The sequence below is a fragment of the Rhodopseudomonas palustris genome, assembly GCF_003031265.1.
Classification (GTDB): domain Bacteria; phylum Pseudomonadota; class Alphaproteobacteria; order Rhizobiales; family Xanthobacteraceae; genus Rhodopseudomonas; species Rhodopseudomonas palustris_H.
The window spans coordinates 976,981-994,172 of record NZ_CP019966.1 but is presented as its reverse complement, the minus strand read 5'-3'; the positions used below and the strand labels follow the sequence as shown (position 1 = coordinate 994,172).

At 66.1% G+C, this 17,192-nt stretch carries 12 protein-coding genes; 8 read left to right on the top strand and 4 right to left on the bottom strand.

The window, feature by feature from the left end; all coding sequences use genetic code 11:
- Nucleotides 1–74: 74 nt before the first annotated feature.
- Nucleotides 75–4,802, bottom strand: coding sequence for a glutamate synthase large subunit (gene gltB, locus RPPS3_RS04600; RefSeq protein ID WP_107346432.1), 4,728 nt, complete (start codon nucleotides 4,800–4,802; stop codon nucleotides 75–77).
- 480 nt (nucleotides 4,803–5,282) lie between these two features.
- On the opposite strand from gltB, the gene RPPS3_RS04595 reads away from it, so the two are divergent.
- Complete coding sequence (locus tag RPPS3_RS04595; protein ID WP_234820097.1) at nucleotides 5,283–6,041, top strand: hypothetical protein; 759 nt, start codon at nucleotides 5,283–5,285, stop codon at nucleotides 6,039–6,041.
- 141 nt (nucleotides 6,042–6,182) lie between these two features.
- Here RPPS3_RS04595 and RPPS3_RS04590 read toward each other — a convergent pair whose 3' ends face one another.
- The gene (locus RPPS3_RS04590) at nucleotides 6,183–6,659 is read right to left on the bottom strand and encodes an Hsp20 family protein (protein ID WP_107343047.1); all 477 of its coding nucleotides are present in this window, start codon (nucleotides 6,657–6,659) and stop codon (nucleotides 6,183–6,185) included.
- A 221-nt stretch (nucleotides 6,660–6,880) separates the two neighbouring features.
- On the opposite strand from RPPS3_RS04590, the gene RPPS3_RS04585 reads away from it, so the two are divergent.
- Together RPPS3_RS04585 and galU are read left to right on the top strand one after the other, a co-directional pair.
- On the top strand, nucleotides 6,881–7,825 hold the full coding sequence (locus RPPS3_RS04585; RefSeq protein ID WP_107343046.1) for an alpha/beta hydrolase: 945 nt from the start codon (nucleotides 6,881–6,883) through the stop codon (nucleotides 7,823–7,825).
- Between the two features lie 123 nt (nucleotides 7,826–7,948).
- Nucleotides 7,949–8,824 (top strand): UTP--glucose-1-phosphate uridylyltransferase GalU, encoded by an 876-nt coding sequence (gene galU, locus RPPS3_RS04580; RefSeq protein ID WP_107343045.1) that lies wholly within the window; start codon nucleotides 7,949–7,951, stop codon nucleotides 8,822–8,824.
- A gap of 27 nt (nucleotides 8,825–8,851) precedes the next feature.
- On the opposite strand, the gene RPPS3_RS04575 is transcribed toward galU, so the two are convergent.
- On the bottom strand, nucleotides 8,852–10,360 hold the full coding sequence (locus RPPS3_RS04575) for a sensor domain-containing diguanylate cyclase (RefSeq protein WP_107346431.1): 1,509 nt from the start codon (nucleotides 10,358–10,360) through the stop codon (nucleotides 8,852–8,854).
- 167 nt (nucleotides 10,361–10,527) lie between these two features.
- On the opposite strand from RPPS3_RS04575, the gene RPPS3_RS04570 reads away from it, so the two are divergent.
- The 4 genes from RPPS3_RS04570 to RPPS3_RS04550 all read left to right on the top strand — a co-directional run bounded on the left by RPPS3_RS04570 (nucleotide 10,528) and on the right by RPPS3_RS04550 (nucleotide 13,968).
- A complete protein-coding gene (locus tag RPPS3_RS04570) occupies nucleotides 10,528–10,800 on the top strand; it encodes a DUF7662 domain-containing protein (protein WP_107343044.1) in 273 nt (90 codons plus the stop codon).
- A 130-nt stretch (nucleotides 10,801–10,930) separates the two neighbouring features.
- Nucleotides 10,931–11,929, top strand: coding sequence for an ABC transporter substrate-binding protein (locus RPPS3_RS04565; protein WP_107343043.1), 999 nt, complete (start codon nucleotides 10,931–10,933; stop codon nucleotides 11,927–11,929).
- 208 nt (nucleotides 11,930–12,137) lie between these two features.
- On the top strand, nucleotides 12,138–12,935 hold the full coding sequence (locus tag RPPS3_RS04555) for an ABC transporter ATP-binding protein (protein ID WP_107346430.1): 798 nt from the start codon (nucleotides 12,138–12,140) through the stop codon (nucleotides 12,933–12,935).
- A gap of 178 nt (nucleotides 12,936–13,113) precedes the next feature.
- Nucleotides 13,114–13,968: an ABC transporter permease gene (locus tag RPPS3_RS04550; protein ID WP_107346429.1), complete on the top strand. Its 855-nt coding sequence runs from the start codon at nucleotides 13,114–13,116 to the stop codon at nucleotides 13,966–13,968.
- A 44-nt stretch (nucleotides 13,969–14,012) separates the two neighbouring features.
- Here RPPS3_RS04550 and RPPS3_RS04545 read toward each other — a convergent pair whose 3' ends face one another.
- Nucleotides 14,013–15,728 (bottom strand): outer membrane beta-barrel protein, encoded by a 1,716-nt coding sequence (locus RPPS3_RS04545; protein WP_107343042.1) that lies wholly within the window; start codon nucleotides 15,726–15,728, stop codon nucleotides 14,013–14,015.
- Between the two features lie 204 nt (nucleotides 15,729–15,932).
- On the opposite strand from RPPS3_RS04545, the gene RPPS3_RS04540 reads away from it, so the two are divergent.
- Nucleotides 15,933–16,946, top strand: a complete 1,014-nt coding sequence (locus tag RPPS3_RS04540; RefSeq protein WP_107343041.1) for a KpsF/GutQ family sugar-phosphate isomerase — start codon at nucleotides 15,933–15,935, stop codon at nucleotides 16,944–16,946.
- Nucleotides 16,947–17,192: the final 246 nt, after the last annotated feature.

The following is a 17,192-nucleotide window of genomic DNA, read 5'->3' as shown; positions in this document are numbered from 1 at the left end:
CACGCCGCGCGTCCAGCCCTCATCCTGAGGAGCGCGCCTGCGGCGCGCGTCTCGAAGGATGATCGATCGAGAGCCTACGCCCCGATCGCGATCTTCGGCTCCTCGGCGGCGCGAGCTTTCATCTCGCGCAGCGCGCGGCGATACTCGACCGGCATCACCTTGCGGAATTTCGGCAAGTAGCTCTTCCAGTTCGCCAGGATGTCCTGGGCGCGCTTGGAGCCGGTATACTTGGCGTGGCGCGAGATCAGCACGTGCAGCCGCTCGACGTCGGCGCCGAGCAGATCGGCGAACACATCGACCTTGCCGTGCGCTTCGAGATCGCCGGCCTGATGGAACGCGCCGGCGTTGATCATCTCTTCCGACAGCACCGGCTCGAGCTCGACCATCGCCATGTTGCAGGTCTTGGCGAAGCTGCCGTCCTCGTCCAGCACGTAGGCGACACCGCCCGACATGCCGGCCGCGAAGTTACGGCCGGTCTTGCCGAGCACCACCACGATGCCGCCGGTCATGTATTCGCAGCAATGATCGCCGGCGCCTTCGACCACCGCGACCGCGCCCGAGTTACGAACCGCGAAGCGTTCGCCGGCGATGCCATGGAAGTAGCACTCGCCCTCGATCGCGCCGTACATCACGGTGTTGCCGACGATGATCGATTCTTCCGGCACGATGCCGGAGATCGCGGGCGGCCGGACGATGATCTTGCCGCCCGACAGGCCCTTGCCGACATAGTCGTTGCCTTCGCCTTCGAGATCGAAGGTGATGCCGCGCGCCAGCCAGGCGCCGAACGCCTGACCCGCAGTGCCCTTGAGGTGCACCTGGATGGTGTCGGCCGGCAGGCCGGCGTGGCCGTAATGCTTGGCGACGGTGCCGGACAGCATCGCGCCGGCCGAGCGGTCGGTGTTGTTGATCTCGATCTCGAACTTCACCGGTGCGCCGCGGTCGATTGCCGGCTGCGACTTGGCGATCAGCTTGCGGTCGAGCACGCTGTCGAGATGATGATCCTGGCCTTCCGAATGGAAGATCGTCTGGCCCTTGTCCGCCTTCTGCTTGAAGAACAGCTTGGAGAAGTCGAGGCCCTTGGCCTTCCAGTGCGCCACCAGAGCGGCCTGGTCCAGCATCTGCGACTGGCCGACCATTTCATTGAAGGTGCGGTAGCCCAGGCTCGCCATCAGTTCGCGAACTTCTTCCGCGACGAAGAAGAAGTAGTTGATGACGTGCTCGGGCTGGCCGGTGAAGCGCTTGCGCAGCACCGGGTCCTGGGTGGCGACGCCGACCGGACAGGTGTTGAGGTGGCACTTGCGCATCATGATGCAGCCGGCCGCGATCAGCGGCGCGGTGGCAAAGCCGAACTCGTCGGCACCGAGCAGAGCACCGATCACGACGTCACGGCCGGTGCGGAAGCCGCCGTCGACCTGGACGGCGATGCGCGACCGCAGCCGCTCGCGCACCAGGGTCTGGTGGGTTTCGGCGAGGCCGATTTCCCACGGCGAACCGGCGTGCTTGATCGAGGTCAGCGGCGAAGCGCCGGTGCCGCCTTCGAAGCCCGAGATGGTGACGTGGTCGGCGCGCGCCTTGGCGACGCCCGCCGCGACGGTGCCGACGCCGATTTCCGACACCAGCTTCACTGAGATCGCGCTCGACGGATTGACGTTCTTCAGATCGTAGATCAGCTGCGCCAGATCTTCGATCGAGTAGATGTCGTGGTGCGGCGGCGGCGAGATCAGGCCGACGCCCGGGGTCGAGTGGCGCACCGCCGCGATGGTGGCGTCGACCTTGTGGCCGGGCAGCTGACCGCCTTCGCCGGGCTTGGCACCCTGCGCCATCTTAATCTGGATCATGTCCGAATTGGCGAGGTATTCGGTCGTGACACCGAACCGGCCCGAGGCAACCTGCTTGATCGCCGAGCGCATCGAGTCGCCGTTCGCCATCGGCTTGAAGCGATCCGGCTCCTCGCCGCCCTCACCGGTGTTCGACTTGCCGCCGATCCGGTTCATGGCGATCGCCAGCGTGGTGTGCGCCTCGCGCGAGATCGAGCCGAAGCTCATCGCGCCGGTCGAGAACCGCTTGACGATCTCGGCGGCCGATTCGACTTCGGCCAGCGGCACCGGCTTGCGGCCTTCGGCCTCGGCGCCCTTGATCTTGAACAGGCCGCGCAGCGTCAGCAGCCGCTCCTGCTGCTCGTTGAGCAGCTTGGCGAACGCGCGGTAGCGCTCCTGCGAGTTGCCGCGCACCGCGTGCTGCAGGGTCGCGACCGAGTCCGCAGTCCAGGCGTGGTCTTCGCCGCGGGTGCGGAAGGCGTATTCGCCGCCGACGTCGAGCGCGGTCTTGTACACCAGCGCGTCGCCGAACGCGTCGCGATGCCGGCGCACGGTCTCTTCGGCGATTTCGGCCAGGCCGACGCCTTCGATCTGCGAGTGGGTGCCGGCGAAGTACTTGGCGATGAAGTCGTGACGCAGGCCGACGGCATCGAAGATCTGCGCGCCGCAATACGACTGATAGGTCGAGATGCCCATCTTCGACATGACCTTGAGCAGGCCCTTGCCGATCGACTTGATGTAGCGCTTGACGATTTCCTTGTCTTCGAGCTTGGCCGGCAGCCGGTCCTTCAGCGCGATGATGGTCTCGAACGCCAGATACGGGTTGATGGCTTCGGCGCCGAAACCGGCCAGGCAGGCGAAGTGATGCACTTCGCGCGGCTCGCCCGACTCGATCACCAAGCCCACCGAGGTGCGCAGACCGACGCGGATCAGGTGATGATGCACCGAGGCGCAGGCCAGCAGCGCCGGGATCGGAATCCGATCGGCGCCGGCGGCGCGGTCGCTGAGGATGATGATGTTGACGCCGTCACGCACCGCAGATTCGGCGCGGCCGTTGAGGTCGTCGAGCACCTGCTCCATGCCGGCAGCGCCGAGCGCGGAGTGGAAGGTGGTGTCGAGCGTGCGCGACTTGAAGTGCGGATCGCCGATCTCGGAGATCGAACGGATCTTCTCGAGGTCGCCGTCGGTCAGGATCGGCTGACGCACTTCCAGACGCTTGGTGCCGGCGAGACCTTCGGTGTCGAACAGGTTCGGCCGCGGGCCGATGATCGACACCAGGCTCATCACCAGCTCCTCGCGGATCGGATCGATCGGCGGGTTGGTGACCTGGGCGAAGTTCTGCTTGAAGTAGGTGTAGAGCAGCTTCGGCTTGTCCGAGAGCGCCGACAGCGGAGTGTCGTTGCCCATCGAGCCGTTGGCTTCCTCGCCGGTCGACGCCATCGGCGTCAGCAGGATCGAGATGTCTTCCTGGGTGTAGCCGAATGCCTGCTGCCGATCGAGCAGCGGCAGGTTGGAGCGCTGGCCCTTGACCGGCGCGTCCTTCAGCTCTTCCAGCACGATCTGGGTGCGATGCAGCCAGTCGGCATAGGGCTGGCTGGCGGCGAGCTGCGCCTTGATCTCTTCGTCCGGGATCAGGCGGCCCTGCTCGAGGTCGACCAGCAGCATCTTGCCGGGCTGCAGCCGCCACTTGGTGACGATCTGATCCTCCGGAATCTTCAGCACGCCCATTTCGGACGCCATCACGATGCGGTCGTCCTTGGTGACGAGATAGCGCGCCGGGCGCAGACCGTTACGGTCGAGCGTCGCGCCGATCTGGCGGCCGTCGGTGAAGGCGAGCGCGGCCGGACCGTCCCACGGCTCCATCAGAGCGGCGTGGTACTCGTAGAAAGCGCGGCGCTTCTCGTCCATCAGCGGGTTGCCGGCCCACGCCTCCGGAATCATCATCATCACGGCATGCGTCAGCGAGTAGCCGCCGCGCACCAGGAATTCGAGCGCGTTGTCGAAGCAGGCGGTGTCGCTCTGGCCTTCGTAAGAGATCGGCCACAGCCGGCTGATGTCTTCGCCGTACAGCTCCGAATGCACCGACGCCTGACGCGCCGCCATCCAGTTGACGTTGCCGCGCAGGGTGTTGATCTCGCCGTTGTGCGCGACCATGCGGTACGGATGCGCCAGCGACCAGGTCGGGAAGGTGTTGGTCGAGAACCGCTGATGCACCAGCGCCAGCGCGCTGGCGAAATCGTCTTCGTGCAGATCCGGATAGTACTTGCCGAGCTGGTCGGCCAGGAACATGCCCTTGTAGATCACGGTGCGGCACGACAGCGACACCGGATAGTAGCCGGCGAGCGCGCGCTCGCGACGCTGATAGATCGCGTTCGAGATCGACTTGCGCAGGATGTAGAGCTTGCGCTCAAAATCGTCTTCGGAGGTGATCGCGGTGCCGCGGCCGATGAACACCTGCATGTTGGCAGGCTCGGTCGGCTTCACGGTCTCGCCGAGCGAAGAGTTGTCGGTCGGCACGTCGCGCCAGCCGAGGAAGGCCAGGCCTTCGGCCTTGATGCGATCCTCGATGATGCTCTTGATCACCTTCCGCCACGAGGTCTCGCGCGGCATGAACAGCGCGCCGACGGCATATTCGCCCGGCGCAGGCAGCGAGAAGCCGAGTTCGGTGGCCTTGCGGCTGAAGAAGGCGTGCGGGATCTGCACCAGGATGCCGGCGCCGTCACCGGCGCGCGGATCGGCGCCGACGGCGCCGCGATGCTCGAGGTTGCACAGGATGCGCAGCGCGTCGCAGACGATCTGATGCGACTTGACGCCCTTGATGTTGGCGATGAAGCCGACGCCACAGGCGTCCTTTTCGCGCGACAGGTCGTACAGACCTTCGGCCGGCGGACGCCAAGTATGCTCAGGACCGGTGGTTTTGACAGCCGAGTCCGCCGTCAGCGCATTGGCAACCATAATTTCGCGCTCGCACTCAGACCCGCTCATCTTCGTCCTCTTCATCCCGGGAGGGGATACACTATCCAGCATCGGCGCACTTCGAACGCTCGCGGCACCCTCCGGGCCACCGCTCGCGCTCTGCGAGCCACGATTTGCGTATTCAGACCCCGGTGTCCATATCGCCCAACGGACAATCAGGTGCCGCGCGCGACGTCAATCGTCTCGCGTGACGCTGCAAACCCCGTGCCGGGCTACCACCGTAAATGAGACAGCGATGCTGTCCTAGCACGACTTTGCCAAATTTTTGTCTAGCACACAAGCGCGCCCACGTCCCCCATTCGATGGTGGGCCGGCCGTTTCTGCATCGGTTTTGCAGCAGCGACGCGATCGCGGCTGCCGCGGATTCACGCCAAATGCGCCGCGTTTGGGCCAAGCCCAGGCCAAATTCCCCCGCGAGGCTCCCGCCCCGCACCAGAATGGGACAGACGCTGCAGGGAGCATGAAGCTATGAAATTCAAGGGGTGGGTAATGTCGGCGGGTCTTGCCGCGACCGCCGCGACCACGGCGATGGCCGATCCGCTGCCGGCCGGCGGCGCCGCGCGGCCGCCCGTCACCAGAGTGTCGGACCTTCAGGGCTCGTATGCGGCGATGTCGCCGCCCCGGCGCGATCTGCGCCGCGCGGCCCCGCTGGCCGAGGTGCTGGAGGTGCTGTCACCGGATGAAGTCACCCGCGCGGCCCGCGCCGAGGGCTTTTCGCCGCTCGGCTATCCGCGCCAGCGCGGCGCGGTCTACACCATGGCGGCGATCAATCCGGACGGTGACGATGGCCGCCTGGTGATCGACGCCCGCTCGGGCCGCCTAGTCCGCTTCATGCCGGCCTGGCAGATGGGCGACCGCATGGAAGAGGTGACGGTCGCCAGCTATGGCCGGATTCAGGGACTGCCCCGATTCGTCGAGACCAATCCGCCGCGGCCGCCAAAACCGGTGGCCCGCGTCGCCAACCGCAATGCGGCCACACCGATCCCGCGGCCGGCGCCGCAGCACCCGGCCGGCGACAAAGCCGCCAAGGCCGCAGGCGACGCCGCCGCCAAGGACGGCTCCAAGCCGATGCTCGATCAGGCCAGGCCGGACGGCGGCAAGGACACCAAACAGGACACCGCAGCGGTGCAAAGCCCGGCCAGCGCAGTGCCGTCGGCTGCAGGCCCCTCGCCGGTGCGAGCCAGGCCCTCCTCCTCGGCGACGATCCGTCCGACCGAAGCAATGCCGCCGGTGCAGGGGCTGGAGTAGCCGCTTGGTCGGCTTTTCAGACGACCTGTGCGCTTCGCGACGGACCGCGACGGCTCCAAAAGCAAAGCGCCCCGGTTACCCGGGGCGCCTGCTTGGCTAGGGGTCTATGCAGCGAAAGAAAGTTCGCAAGCCGGCGGCGCGTTACGCGGCCGCCTTCTCGCTGTTGTCGGTGACCACTTGCGGGCCAGCCTGCGCATTGATGCTGATCGGAATGCTGCGCGGCTTTTTCGCCTCAGGAATCTCGCGCACGAGGTCGACGTGCAGCAGACCGTTTTCGAGGCTTGCGTTCTTGACCGTTACGTAATCGGCGAGCTGGAAGGCCCGCTCGAAGGCGCGCGCGGCAATGCCGCGATACAGCACTTCGGCCTTGCCGGCCTCTTCACCGGTCTTCTCGCCCTTGATGGTCAGCGTGTTCTCCTTGCTGACGATCGACAGCTCGGAGGGAGAGAACCCGGCGACCGCAACGGTGATGCGATACGCATTCTCGCCGGTGCGCTCGATGTTATAGGGCGGATAGCCGGGCGCGGCCGCATCCGCAGAGGTCTGGTCGAGCAGATTGAACAGCCGGTCGAAGCCGATGGTCGAACGATAGAACGGGGTGAGATCGAAGCTACGCATGGTCAAAGTCCTCCTAGAAGCGACTATGTGATGACCCGCCCGCCATCGGGCCGGGCCTTGTCCGTGCAGCCGGGGAAGTCAGTTCCTGACCCCTTGGTGTGGCCTGCACGGAAATGATATGGGAGGGGCGTTTCGGGGTTCAAGAGGGGGCCCGAAGCTGTTCGCGCCCGCCGCTTTCATCCCGATTTTCCAGACATTTGCTCCCCTTCCGGACCCGGTCCATGACGCTCGTCTCGACTCCTGCCAATCCGGTGCCCGAAGACGCCGTCTCCGGTTTCATCAAGACGCCCGACGGCGTGCAGCTGCGCTTCGCGCGGTGGGAGCCGGCGGGGCACCGCAAAGGCACCGTGTGCGTCTTCACCGGACGCACCGAACAGATCGAGAAGTACTTCGAGACGGTGCGCGATCTGCGCGACCGCGGCTTTGCGGTCGCGGCGCTCGACTGGCGCGGCCAGGGCCACTCGGAACGCCGCTTGCGCGACTATCGCAAGGGCTATGTGCGCAACTTCGCCGACTTCGAGGTCGACGTCGAAACCTTCGTCCGCGAAGTGGTGCTGCCGGACTGCCCGCCGCCGCATTTCGCGCTGGCGCATTCGATGGGCGGAGCGGTGATGCTGCGCATCGCCCGCTCCGGCAAACGCTGGTTCGACCGCATGGTGCTGTCGGCCCCGATGATCGACCTCGCCGGCAACACCACCGCGCTGCCGATCAGGCTGCTGCTGCGGGCGATGCGGCTGGCCGGCCAAGGCGGCCGCTATGTGCCAGGCGGCAACGACGTGCTCGCCAACACCGAGCCGTTCGTCGGCAACAAGCTGACCTCGGACCCGGTGCGCTACGCCCGCAACGCCGCGATCATCGCCGAAGACCCGACCCTCGGCCTCGCCTCGCCGACCGTTGCCTGGGCCGACACAGCCTTCCGTGCCATGCACGCCTTCAAGGCGACCAACTATCCGTCGCAGATCCGGCAGCCGATCCTGATGATCGCGGCCGGCATGGACGGCGTGGTGTCCACGCCGGCGATTGAAGAGTTCGCTTATCATTTGCGGGCCGGTTCGCATCTGGTGATCCCCGGCGCCAAGCACGAAATCCTCCAGGAGCAGGATCGTTACCGCCAGCAATTCTGGGCGGCGTTCGATGCTTTCGTACCGGGGACGCCGCTTTTCTGATGTGACATTCTGTCTCCGGCGACGCTTCGCGCCGCGTTTCGGAACTTCACACATCCGCCTTGGTTGCAGGCTGCAAGACCGTACGGTTTCGCCCTTCCGTCCCTCTCGAAAGATTTCCAGATCATGAAAATCCGTAAAGCCGTCTTCCCGGTCGCCGGCCTCGGCACCCGCGTTCTCCCCGCCACTAAGGCGATGCCGAAGGAGATGCTGACCATCGTCGACAAGCCGCTGATCCAGTACGTCGTCGACGAAGCGCGGGAAGCCGGGATCGAGCACTTCGTGTTCGTCACCGGGCGCAACAAGGGCATGATCGAGGATCATTTCGACCGCCAGTTCGAGCTCGATGTGACGCTGGAGAAGCGCAACAAGAAGAACGAGATGGAAATCCTGGCGCGCGACCAGCCGGAGGCCGGCGCGATGAGCTTCACCCGCCAGCAGGCGCCGCACGGGCTCGGCCACGCGGTGTGGTGCGCTCGCGACATCGTCGGCAACGAGCCGTTCGCGGTGGTGCTGCCGGACGAATTGGTGCTCAACACCCCGGGCTGCCTGAAGCAGATGATCCAGGCCGCCGAGAAGCTCGGCGACAAGGCCAACGTCATCGCGGTGGAAGAAGTGCCGGCCGACCGCACCCATCAGTACGGCATCTGCGGCGTCGGCAAGCGCACCGGCAAGGTGTTCGAGGTCGACGGCATGGTCGAGAAGCCGGCGCCCGGCACCGCGCCGTCGAACCTGTCGATCACCGGGCGCTATATCCTGCAGCCCGAGATCTTCAAGATCCTGGCGACGCAGGAGCGCGGCGCAGGCGGCGAAATCCAGCTCACCGACGCGATGATCGGGCTGTCGAAGACCCAGAAGTTCTACGGCGTCGAGTTCGAAGGCGAACGCCACGACTGCGGTTCGAAGGCCGGATTCCTGCGCGCCAACATCGCATTCGCGATGCAGCGCGACGACCTGCGTGCCGGGCTGATCGAAGACATGAAGCGCTATCTGGACAAGTAATCGCGCGGCACCGAGGCGCCGGAGAGGTTACGCCACCAGCGTGACCTCGCCGCGCACGGCGACGACGCAGCGATTGCGGCCGAGTTCCTTGGCCGCATACAGCGCACGGTCAGCGGCTTCGACCAGATCGTGCCATTGATGCGCGGCCATCGGCGTGGTGCTGGCGACGCCGATCGACACGGTGACGCCGCCCTCGATATCCGACCATTCCTCGACCTTGCGCCGGATGGTCTCGGCGATGGCCTCGGCTGCCGGCGCGGTCAGCCCCGGCAGCAGCACGGCGAACTCTTCGCCGCCGAACCGGGCGACGCAATCACCGGCGCGATGCACGGTGTCGGCGATACACACCGCGATCCCGACCAGCATCTGGTCGCCGGCCTGATGGCCGAAGCTGTCGTTGTAAGCCTTGAAGTGATCGGCATCGATCATCAGCAGCGCGATCGGCGTGTTCTGCCGGATGGCGCGGCGCCACTCGGTGTCGATCGCGGCGTCGAATTTGCGCCGGTTGGTCAGCCCGGTCAGCGGATCGGTGGTGGCCAGCTCCTCGAGCCGGCGCTCGGCCGCGGCGCGGCGCTCGATCTCGCGGATGAAGAACACCGTGACGGCAGCGACGAAGCCGGCCAGCACCAGCAGCACGATGCCGATCCAGATCGCCTCCTTGCGCCACATCGCATAGATGTCGTTCCACGACTTGGCGACCAGCACCACCAGCGGCTTGGTGCTGTCGCTCCAGACGAACATCCGCTGGACGCCGTCCAGCGTGCCGGTGCCGGCGAACCAGCCGTTGCGGCGACTGAACATCTTCTGCACACCGGAGGTGAACAGCATGTTCTTGCCGATCAATTCCGGCTCGAACGGGGTACGGACGATCAGGGTGCCGTCGTGCGCGATCACCGCGATCATGTCCTGCGGGCGCAGCCGCAGCCGCTTGAACAGGTCCTGGAAGTAACCGAACTTGATCGAGCCGGCGACGACGCCGAGAAACGTGCCGTCGGAGCCGGTGACACGTCGGCTGAGGATCACCGAGTAGTGGCCATCGATCTGCTGCGGCTTGCTGATGTACAGCCCGGCATATGGCTCGTCGCGCTGCACCGTGAAAAACGGCTCGTTCGCGCGGTTCTCCTTCGGCGGATTGGTGAGGGCGGAGTCGCGGGTGAGGTTGCCGTGCTCGTCATAGACCCGGATCGCGCCGAAATGCGGACCCGTGACCGGATGATCGAACAGGATCAGCCGCGCCAGGCGGGCGTCGACCTGGCTGAGTTCGGGTAGCACCAGATTGGACGCGACCGCGCGCAACGAGGCGTCGTAGAGCTCGACATTGCGATTGATGTCGGCGTCCATCGAGGCGGCGAGATTTTCGAGCGTCTGCCGCGCCAGCTCTTCGGCGCCGCGCCGCATGTCGAGCAGCACGCTGCCGCACACAGCGGAAAAACCCAGCACGGTGATCAGCGAAAACATCACCATCACCCGCGCCGACATCCGGCGCCGACGGTGGAGCTCCTTGCTGATCCTGTCAAACAGAGCGTGCGTGTCCATCATCTCAGGTTCCACGCAATGTCTTGCAGAGCGCTTAAGTTGCGCTATTGACGTAATGCGGGGTTAACACGCTGTTTCACCGCATAACGCCGGACTCGGCCGGAGAACGCACTCAGCGTCCTCCAAACGACCATCCACCCGCTCCCTTCGACCAACCACGGCGCCCGATGAAATCCTACGACCCCCTACGAGAGTATCTGGCGCAGCAGACCGCCCCGGAGCTGGTGCTCAGCATCGACGCCATCGAGGAGATGCTCGGCTTCGACCTGCCGCGTGCGGCGCAACGGGCGGCGTGGTGGGATTCGACCTATGCGCCGGACGAGCAGATGCCGCAGCGCGAAGCCTGCCTCGCCGCCGGCTATATCGCCACCCGCTTGCCGGATGGCTCCGGTGTGCGCTTCCGGCGGATCAAGGCCGAACGGTCGCGCTGGCGAAGCTGACGAGTTCCGCGGCGGGCGCGGCGGCGCGCGCAACCGGCATTGACAGATTGCCGCACCCCGCGTCCTGATGCGTGACACGCGTCGCAGCCCGCCTGGGCCTGCGAGCCGCGAACGTCATGAGGAAACGCCGATGCGCAGAGTTGTCGCCGCCCTGTTTGCCGTCCTGCTGACCGCCGTGCCGGCGGCTGCGCAGACGTCGCTGAAGATCATGGTGGGCGGCATCGACAAGCAGATCTATCTGCCGGCGAAGCTCGCCGCTCAGCTCGGCTTCTTCAAGGAGGAAGGGCTCGACGTCGAGCTGTTCAACTCGACCTCGGGCTCGCAGGCCGCCACCGCGCTGTTGGCGCGCGAAGTTCAGGGTGTCGTCGGATTTTACGATCACACTATCGACCTGCAGGCCAAGGGCAAGTTCATCACCGACGTGGTGCAGTTCTCGGTCGCGCCCGGCGAGGTCGTGCTGGTGAAGGCGGCCGAGGCCGACAAGCTGAAACAGCCGGCGAACTGGAAAGGCCTGGCGCTCGGGGTCACCGGCCTCGGCTCGGCCACCGACTTTCTCACCCGCGCGCTCGCCGCAAAGGCTGGCCTGAAGATGCAGGACTACACGCTGGTGCCGGTCGGCGCCGGCGACACCTTCCTGGCGGCGATGCAGCAGGGCAAAATCAGCTCCGGCATGACCACCGAGCCGACCGTGCAGCGTGCGCTCAGTTCCGGCACCGCCAAGATCGGCATCGACCTGCGCTCGCCGGACGAGACCCGCAAGGCGCTCGGCGGCGACTACCCAGCCGCCTGCCTGTACATGGACCGCGGCTGGATGGAGGCCAACAAGGCCACGGTGCAGAAGCTGGTCAATGCCTTCGTCAAGACTCTGAAATGGATCCAGGCGCATTCGGCCGAAGAGGTCGCCGACAAGATGCCGAAGGATTACTACGCCGGCGACCGCGCTCTCTACGTCCAGGGCCTGAAGGACGGCAAGGTGCAGTACTCGCCCGACGGCGTGATGCCGACCGGTGCGCCTGAGTCCGTCGCCAAGATCCTGGCGAGCTTCTCGCCCAACCTGCAGGGCAAGACCGTCGATCTGTCGAAGACCTACACCACGGAATTCGTGGCGAAGGCGAATGCTGGGCAGTGAGGGCGGCGATGCCTGTCGATCGGGCCAATGCACACGAGCATGGAGTGACGCGACGCGTCTTCTCCCCTCCCCCTTGCCGGGAGGGGTTGGGGGTGGGGGTCCCCAGGCACTGTGCCCGCGTCGCCCTCACCCCACCCCTCTCCCGCAAGCGGGAGAGGGAGCGCGCCGTGCTCGCTGCTAGCTCTTCACCCTCATGGGCGATCCTTCGATGACTTCCTCCCCCTCCGCCGTCGAACTCCATCACGTCGCCCGCCGCTTCGTCACGCCGTCGGGCGAGGTGCTGTCGGCGCTGGAGGATTTTGACCTGTCGATCGCGCCCGGTGAGTTCTGCGCCATCGTTGGCCCGACTGGCTGCGGCAAGTCCACGACGCTCGGGCTGATCGCCGGACTGGCGAAGCCGCAGGCCGGACGCGTCACCTTGTTCGACGCACCGGTCGAGGGCGTCGATCGCCGCGTCGGCTTCGTGTTTCAGCAGGACGCGGTGTTTCCCTGGCGCAGCGTGCTGCACAACGTGATGGCCGGGCCGCTGTTTCGCGGCGTCGGCAAGGCGGACGCCGAGGCGCAGGCGCGCGACTGGATCGTCCGCGTTGGCTTGAAGGGTTTCGAGAACCATCATCCGCATCAGCTGTCCGGCGGCATGCGCAAGCGCGTGGCGCTGGCGCAGACCTTCATCAACAATCCGCAAGTGCTGCTGATGGACGAGCCGTTCTCGGCACTCGACGTCCAGACCCGCGAGCTGATGCAGGAAGAACTGCTGCAGCTGTGGGCGCAGGCACGTTCCGCGGTGCTGTTCGTCACCCACGACCTCGACGAAGCGATCCTGCTGGCCGACCGTGTCGCGGTACTGACGACGCGTCCGGCGCGGGTGAAGTCGGTCCACGCCATCGACCTGCCGCGCCCGCGCGACGTCGCCACACTCCGCTACGACGAGCGCTTCATCGCCATCGCCCGCCGCATCAGCGACGACCTGCGCGAAGAAGTCCTGCGCGCGAGGGCGGGACATTGAGGAGGCATCGCGCCATTCGGCATCGCCACAACTCGCAGCGTCCTCATCCTGAGGAGCGGCGTCTTCGCCGCGTCTCGAAGGATGAGAGCCGCGCAAACTCATGGTTCGAGACGGCGCTGACGCGCCTCCTCACCATGAGGGCCTCGCATGGGACCGGCGACGTGCGAGGAGCATGCTGATGGCTGATACGACAATCAGCAAGCCGGAGACGGACATTCGCGCCGAGCCAATGGCTGTCCGCATGCGACGGCGTGCGCGGCTGGTATTGGCGCTGCGGCTCGCGGTGCTGGTGGTGCTGATCGCCGGCTGGGAGCTGGGCGTACGGTTCGGCGTGATCGATCCGTTCTTCTTCGGCCAGCCGAGCGGCATCGTGCTCAAGCTGATCGACTGGATGCAGAACGGCACCTCGATCGGCCCGCTGTGGCAGCAGGTGTGGGTGACGATCTACGAGGCCGGCGCCGGCTTCGTGATCGGGGCCGTGCTCGGGGTGCTGTGCGGCATCGCGCTCGGCCGCAATCACCTGCTGTCGGACGTGTTCTCGATCTACATCAAGGTCGCCAACTCGATTCCCCGCGTGGTGCTCGGCTCGATCTTCATCGTCGCGCTCGGACTCGGCGCGGCGTCGAAAGTCGCACTGGCGGTGGTGATGGTGTTCTTCGTGGTGTTCGCCAATGCGTTTCAGGGCGTGCGCGAAGCCGACAAGAACCTGATCGCCAATGCGCGGATTCTCGGCGCCAGCCCGTGGCAGGTGACGACCTCGGTGGTGATCCCCTCGGCGCTGTCGTGGATCCTGGCGAGCCTGCATGTCAGCTTCGGCTTCGCGCTGGTGGGCGCCATCGTCGGCGAATTCCTCGGCGCCCGCGAAGGCATGGGCCTGCTGATCGCCACCGCCCAGGGCTCATTCGACTCCAACGGCGTGTTCGCCGCGATGATCGTCATCGCCGTGGTGGCACTCGTCGCCGAAGGACTGCTTACCGCGCTGGAGAAGCGATTGCTGACGTGGCGGCCGGAGGCCTCGGCCCTCAACGATTAGCCGGCAATTGAAGCCGGTGGCGACGGCGTCGAACGCCCCGCGGCTCAGTTCTGCAGCCGGACGCTGAGCATCACCACGGTGGCGTCGTAGCTGCCGCCGACGACGTTGGAATCCAGCTTGTCGTAGCGAAGCTGGCCCTTCACCCATACCGAGCGGTTCAGCTTGTAGATCAGGTTGCCTTCGATCGAATTCAGCCGGTCGGAGCGGCCAGAGCCCTGATAGTCGTAGGTGCCGTAGGTGAATTTGCCGATCGCCGTCAGCCAGCGGCGGAAATCGTGGTCGACCTCCGCCGTATAGGTGCGGGTGAACACGCCGGACACGCCGGGCAGCGGCGATTCCGAGATCTGGGTGTCGGCGTTGAACTTCACCGTAGTCAGCGGCGTCACTGTCCACACCAGCGAGGCGGTGGTGAGCAGGCCGCCGAGCTTCTCCAGCCGCGGGTCCACATAGGTGCGCGTTGCATAACCGATCGAGATTTCACCGGTGAGCAGCCGCGTCAGTTCGAAGCTGGTGCCACCCTTGGCATAGCCGCCATTGGAGCCGCGCAAATACAGATAGCGATCCACCGGCACATCGTGCACGCGGGTGTCGCCCTCGATCTCGACGAACGGCTTCAGGCCCGGCTTCAGCTCGTAGCTGACCCGGCCGACGCCGCCATATTGATTGTAGTTGCGATCCTTGTTCGAGTCGCTGGTGCCGTCGGTCAGTTGCGAATCCTGATACACGGTGCGATCGAAATTGCCGACCGCAGAGACCTGCAGGCGATTGAAGCTCTGATCGATGCCGCCGGAAAAGCCGGTGGTGGTGAACAGCGGATATTTAGTCAGGCCGGCCTGAATGTTCGGGCTGCCCGGGTTGTCGGTGCCGACGATCAGGCGGCCCTGGCCGATCAGATGCGTGTCGCGGCTGACGTCGAGCCGGCCGTCGACATGGCCGTTGAACTCCGGCCGGTCGAGGCTGATCGGCGCCGGCGACACCGTTCCGGCCGGCGGATTGAAGTCGTGGCCATAGCCGGTGAACGCGCCGCGCAGATCGGCCACCAGCGCGTGCCGCTCCCAATCCGAGGTGATCATCAGTTCCGGCGCCACCTTGTAGAAGCCGGAGCTGCGCGGCGTGTTGGTGCGCGCCGGGTTGGTGTCGTAGCCGCCGCCGACTTCGAGCGCGCCCTTGATCAGGAAGCTGCCGGCGTAATCGCCTACCGGACCGAACGGATCGTCGTCGGTCTTGAGCTGCCGGCGCGTCGGCTGCCCGGGCACACGGCCGGCGAGCGCGGGCGGGAGCGGCGGTTTGGCGGCGGTCTGCCGCGGCTGCAGCGGCAGCGCCGGCGGCGGCGCCGGGGTGACCATCGGCGATCCCGGTCCCACGGCCTTCGGGCGCGGCGCACCCGGATAGTATTTCGGCCGCTGGCGCTTTCGGTTCAGCGCGTCGTAGGCGACGCCGGCATTGTCCGGATTGGCGCTGCCGGGCGGAGGCTGCAGCGCCGCCGTCGAAGTCGGCCGCAGCGGCGTATTGGTGTCATCGTCCTGGGGCTGCGTGAACACGTTGCGCCCCCGGGATGCCGAGCTGATCGCGGCGCCGGGCGTCGGCCGCAGCGGCAGGTCCTGGGTGGCGACAAAGCCGCCACGCTGTGGGTTGAACAGATCGCGGGTCAGGCTCTGCGCAGCCGCCGGAGTCGTGCCGATCGTAGCGAGCGCCAGGCATGCGGAACCGGCGCACAAAGCTGTGCGAGAGCGGCGGCCCGGTGCTGGAGCCCACGTCACGACTGCAAAAACTCCAACGAAATCAGAATCCTGAACAACGATAAGGAGCAGACGCGCCGCTCCTCATCGTTAATGGAGTTAAAACAACTATGGTTAAGGAGCGGTTGAGAACGACGGCAGGCTGGGATCGGCCGCGTCGCATCCCGGCCGGCGCCATGCTAGGAGAAGGCCCGGCCGCTTCGCGGCCCATGCCGGAGACCCTGCATGGCACTGTCCAAAACCCACACCAAGATACCCGCAATGAGCGAGCAAGCTGCCGCCGCGATCCCCTCGGCCCTGCGCACCCTGGAGGCTGAAGCCAGCGGTGTGACCGCGCTCGCCACCGCGCTGCAATCCGATCTCGGCGTGCGCTTCGCCGCCACGATCGACCTGATTCAGAACGCCAAGGGCCGCCTGATCATCACCGGCCTCGGCAAATCCGGCCATATCGGCCGCAAGATCGCCGCGACCTTTGCCTCGACCGGCACGCCGGCGTTCTTCGTGCACGCCTCCGAGGCGAGCCACGGCGATCTCGGCATGATCACCGCCGACGACATCATTCTCGCGATGTCCTGGTCCGGCGAGCAGCCGGAGATGAAGAACCTGATCAACTACGCAAAGCGCTTCAAGATCGCGCTGGTGGCGATGACCTGCGACCCCAATTCGACGCTGGGCACCGCCGCCGACATCGCGCTGGCGCTGCCGAAGGCGCGCGAGGCCTGCCCGCACAATCTGGCGCCGACGACCTCGTCGCTGATGATGCTGGCGCTCGGCGATGCGCTGGCGATCGCGCTGCTCGAAAGCCGCGGCTTCACTCCGGGCGATTTCAGCGTGCTGCACCCCGGCGGCAAGCTCGGCGCGATGCTGAAATACGCGCGTGACTTGATGCACACCGGCGAAGCGATTCCGCTGAAGCCGCTCGGCACCCGGATGTCGGATGCGCTGGTCGAAATGTCCGCCAAGGGTTTCGGCTGCGTCGGCATCATCGACAGCAACGGTCAGATCGCCGGCATCGTCACCGACGGCGACCTCCGCCGGAATATGCGGTCCGACCTGATGACCGCCACCGTCGACGAGGTGATGACGAAGAATCCGAAGACGATCAGCCCGAACCTGCTCGCCGGCCAGGCGCTGGAACTGCTGAACTCCTCGAAGATCACCGCGCTGCTGGTCGCCGAAGGCAAGAAGCCGCTCGGCATCGTGCATCTGCACGACCTGCTGCGGGCCGGGGTGGCGTAAGCGCCACTTCGCCCTAGCCTGGGCACCTCTCCGAAAACACGACCGAACAAAAGGACGGTCGCAGGCTCTTCCCCGCGCCATGTCTGGGTTCGATACCCAGCGCAATGGCATGACCGGCGGAAGTCCGCCGACATAGTCGATCCGTTATCGTAGCTGGGTTTGGCTGCTGGAAGCCAAGTCCATGCCCGGCGTGGGTGGCGGGCCGGAGCACGGCGCGATGCCGCTGGTTGCGCCACAAGGCTGGCG

What these genes read in the sequence shown, in the direction of transcription:
- gltB (WP_107346432.1), bottom strand. Translation starts at nt 4,802, where the DNA reads ATGAGCGGGTCTGAGTGCGAGCGCGAAATTATGGTTGCCAATGCGCTG.
- RPPS3_RS04595 (WP_234820097.1), top strand. Translation starts at nt 5,283, where the DNA reads ATGTCGGCGGGTCTTGCCGCGACCGCCGCGACCACGGCGATGGCCGAT.
- RPPS3_RS04590 (WP_107343047.1), bottom strand. Translation starts at nt 6,659, where the DNA reads ATGCGTAGCTTCGATCTCACCCCGTTCTATCGTTCGACCATCGGCTTC.
- RPPS3_RS04585 (WP_107343046.1), top strand. Translation starts at nt 6,881, where the DNA reads ATGACGCTCGTCTCGACTCCTGCCAATCCGGTGCCCGAAGACGCCGTC.
- galU (WP_107343045.1), top strand. Translation starts at nt 7,949, where the DNA reads ATGAAAATCCGTAAAGCCGTCTTCCCGGTCGCCGGCCTCGGCACCCGC.
- RPPS3_RS04575 (WP_107346431.1), bottom strand. Translation starts at nt 10,360, where the DNA reads ATGGACACGCACGCTCTGTTTGACAGGATCAGCAAGGAGCTCCACCGT.
- RPPS3_RS04570 (WP_107343044.1), top strand. Translation starts at nt 10,528, where the DNA reads ATGAAATCCTACGACCCCCTACGAGAGTATCTGGCGCAGCAGACCGCC.
- RPPS3_RS04565 (WP_107343043.1), top strand. Translation starts at nt 10,931, where the DNA reads ATGCGCAGAGTTGTCGCCGCCCTGTTTGCCGTCCTGCTGACCGCCGTG.
- RPPS3_RS04555 (WP_107346430.1), top strand. Translation starts at nt 12,138, where the DNA reads ATGACTTCCTCCCCCTCCGCCGTCGAACTCCATCACGTCGCCCGCCGC.
- RPPS3_RS04550 (WP_107346429.1), top strand. Translation starts at nt 13,114, where the DNA reads ATGGCTGATACGACAATCAGCAAGCCGGAGACGGACATTCGCGCCGAG.
- RPPS3_RS04540 (WP_107343041.1), top strand. Translation starts at nt 15,933, where the DNA reads ATGGCACTGTCCAAAACCCACACCAAGATACCCGCAATGAGCGAGCAA.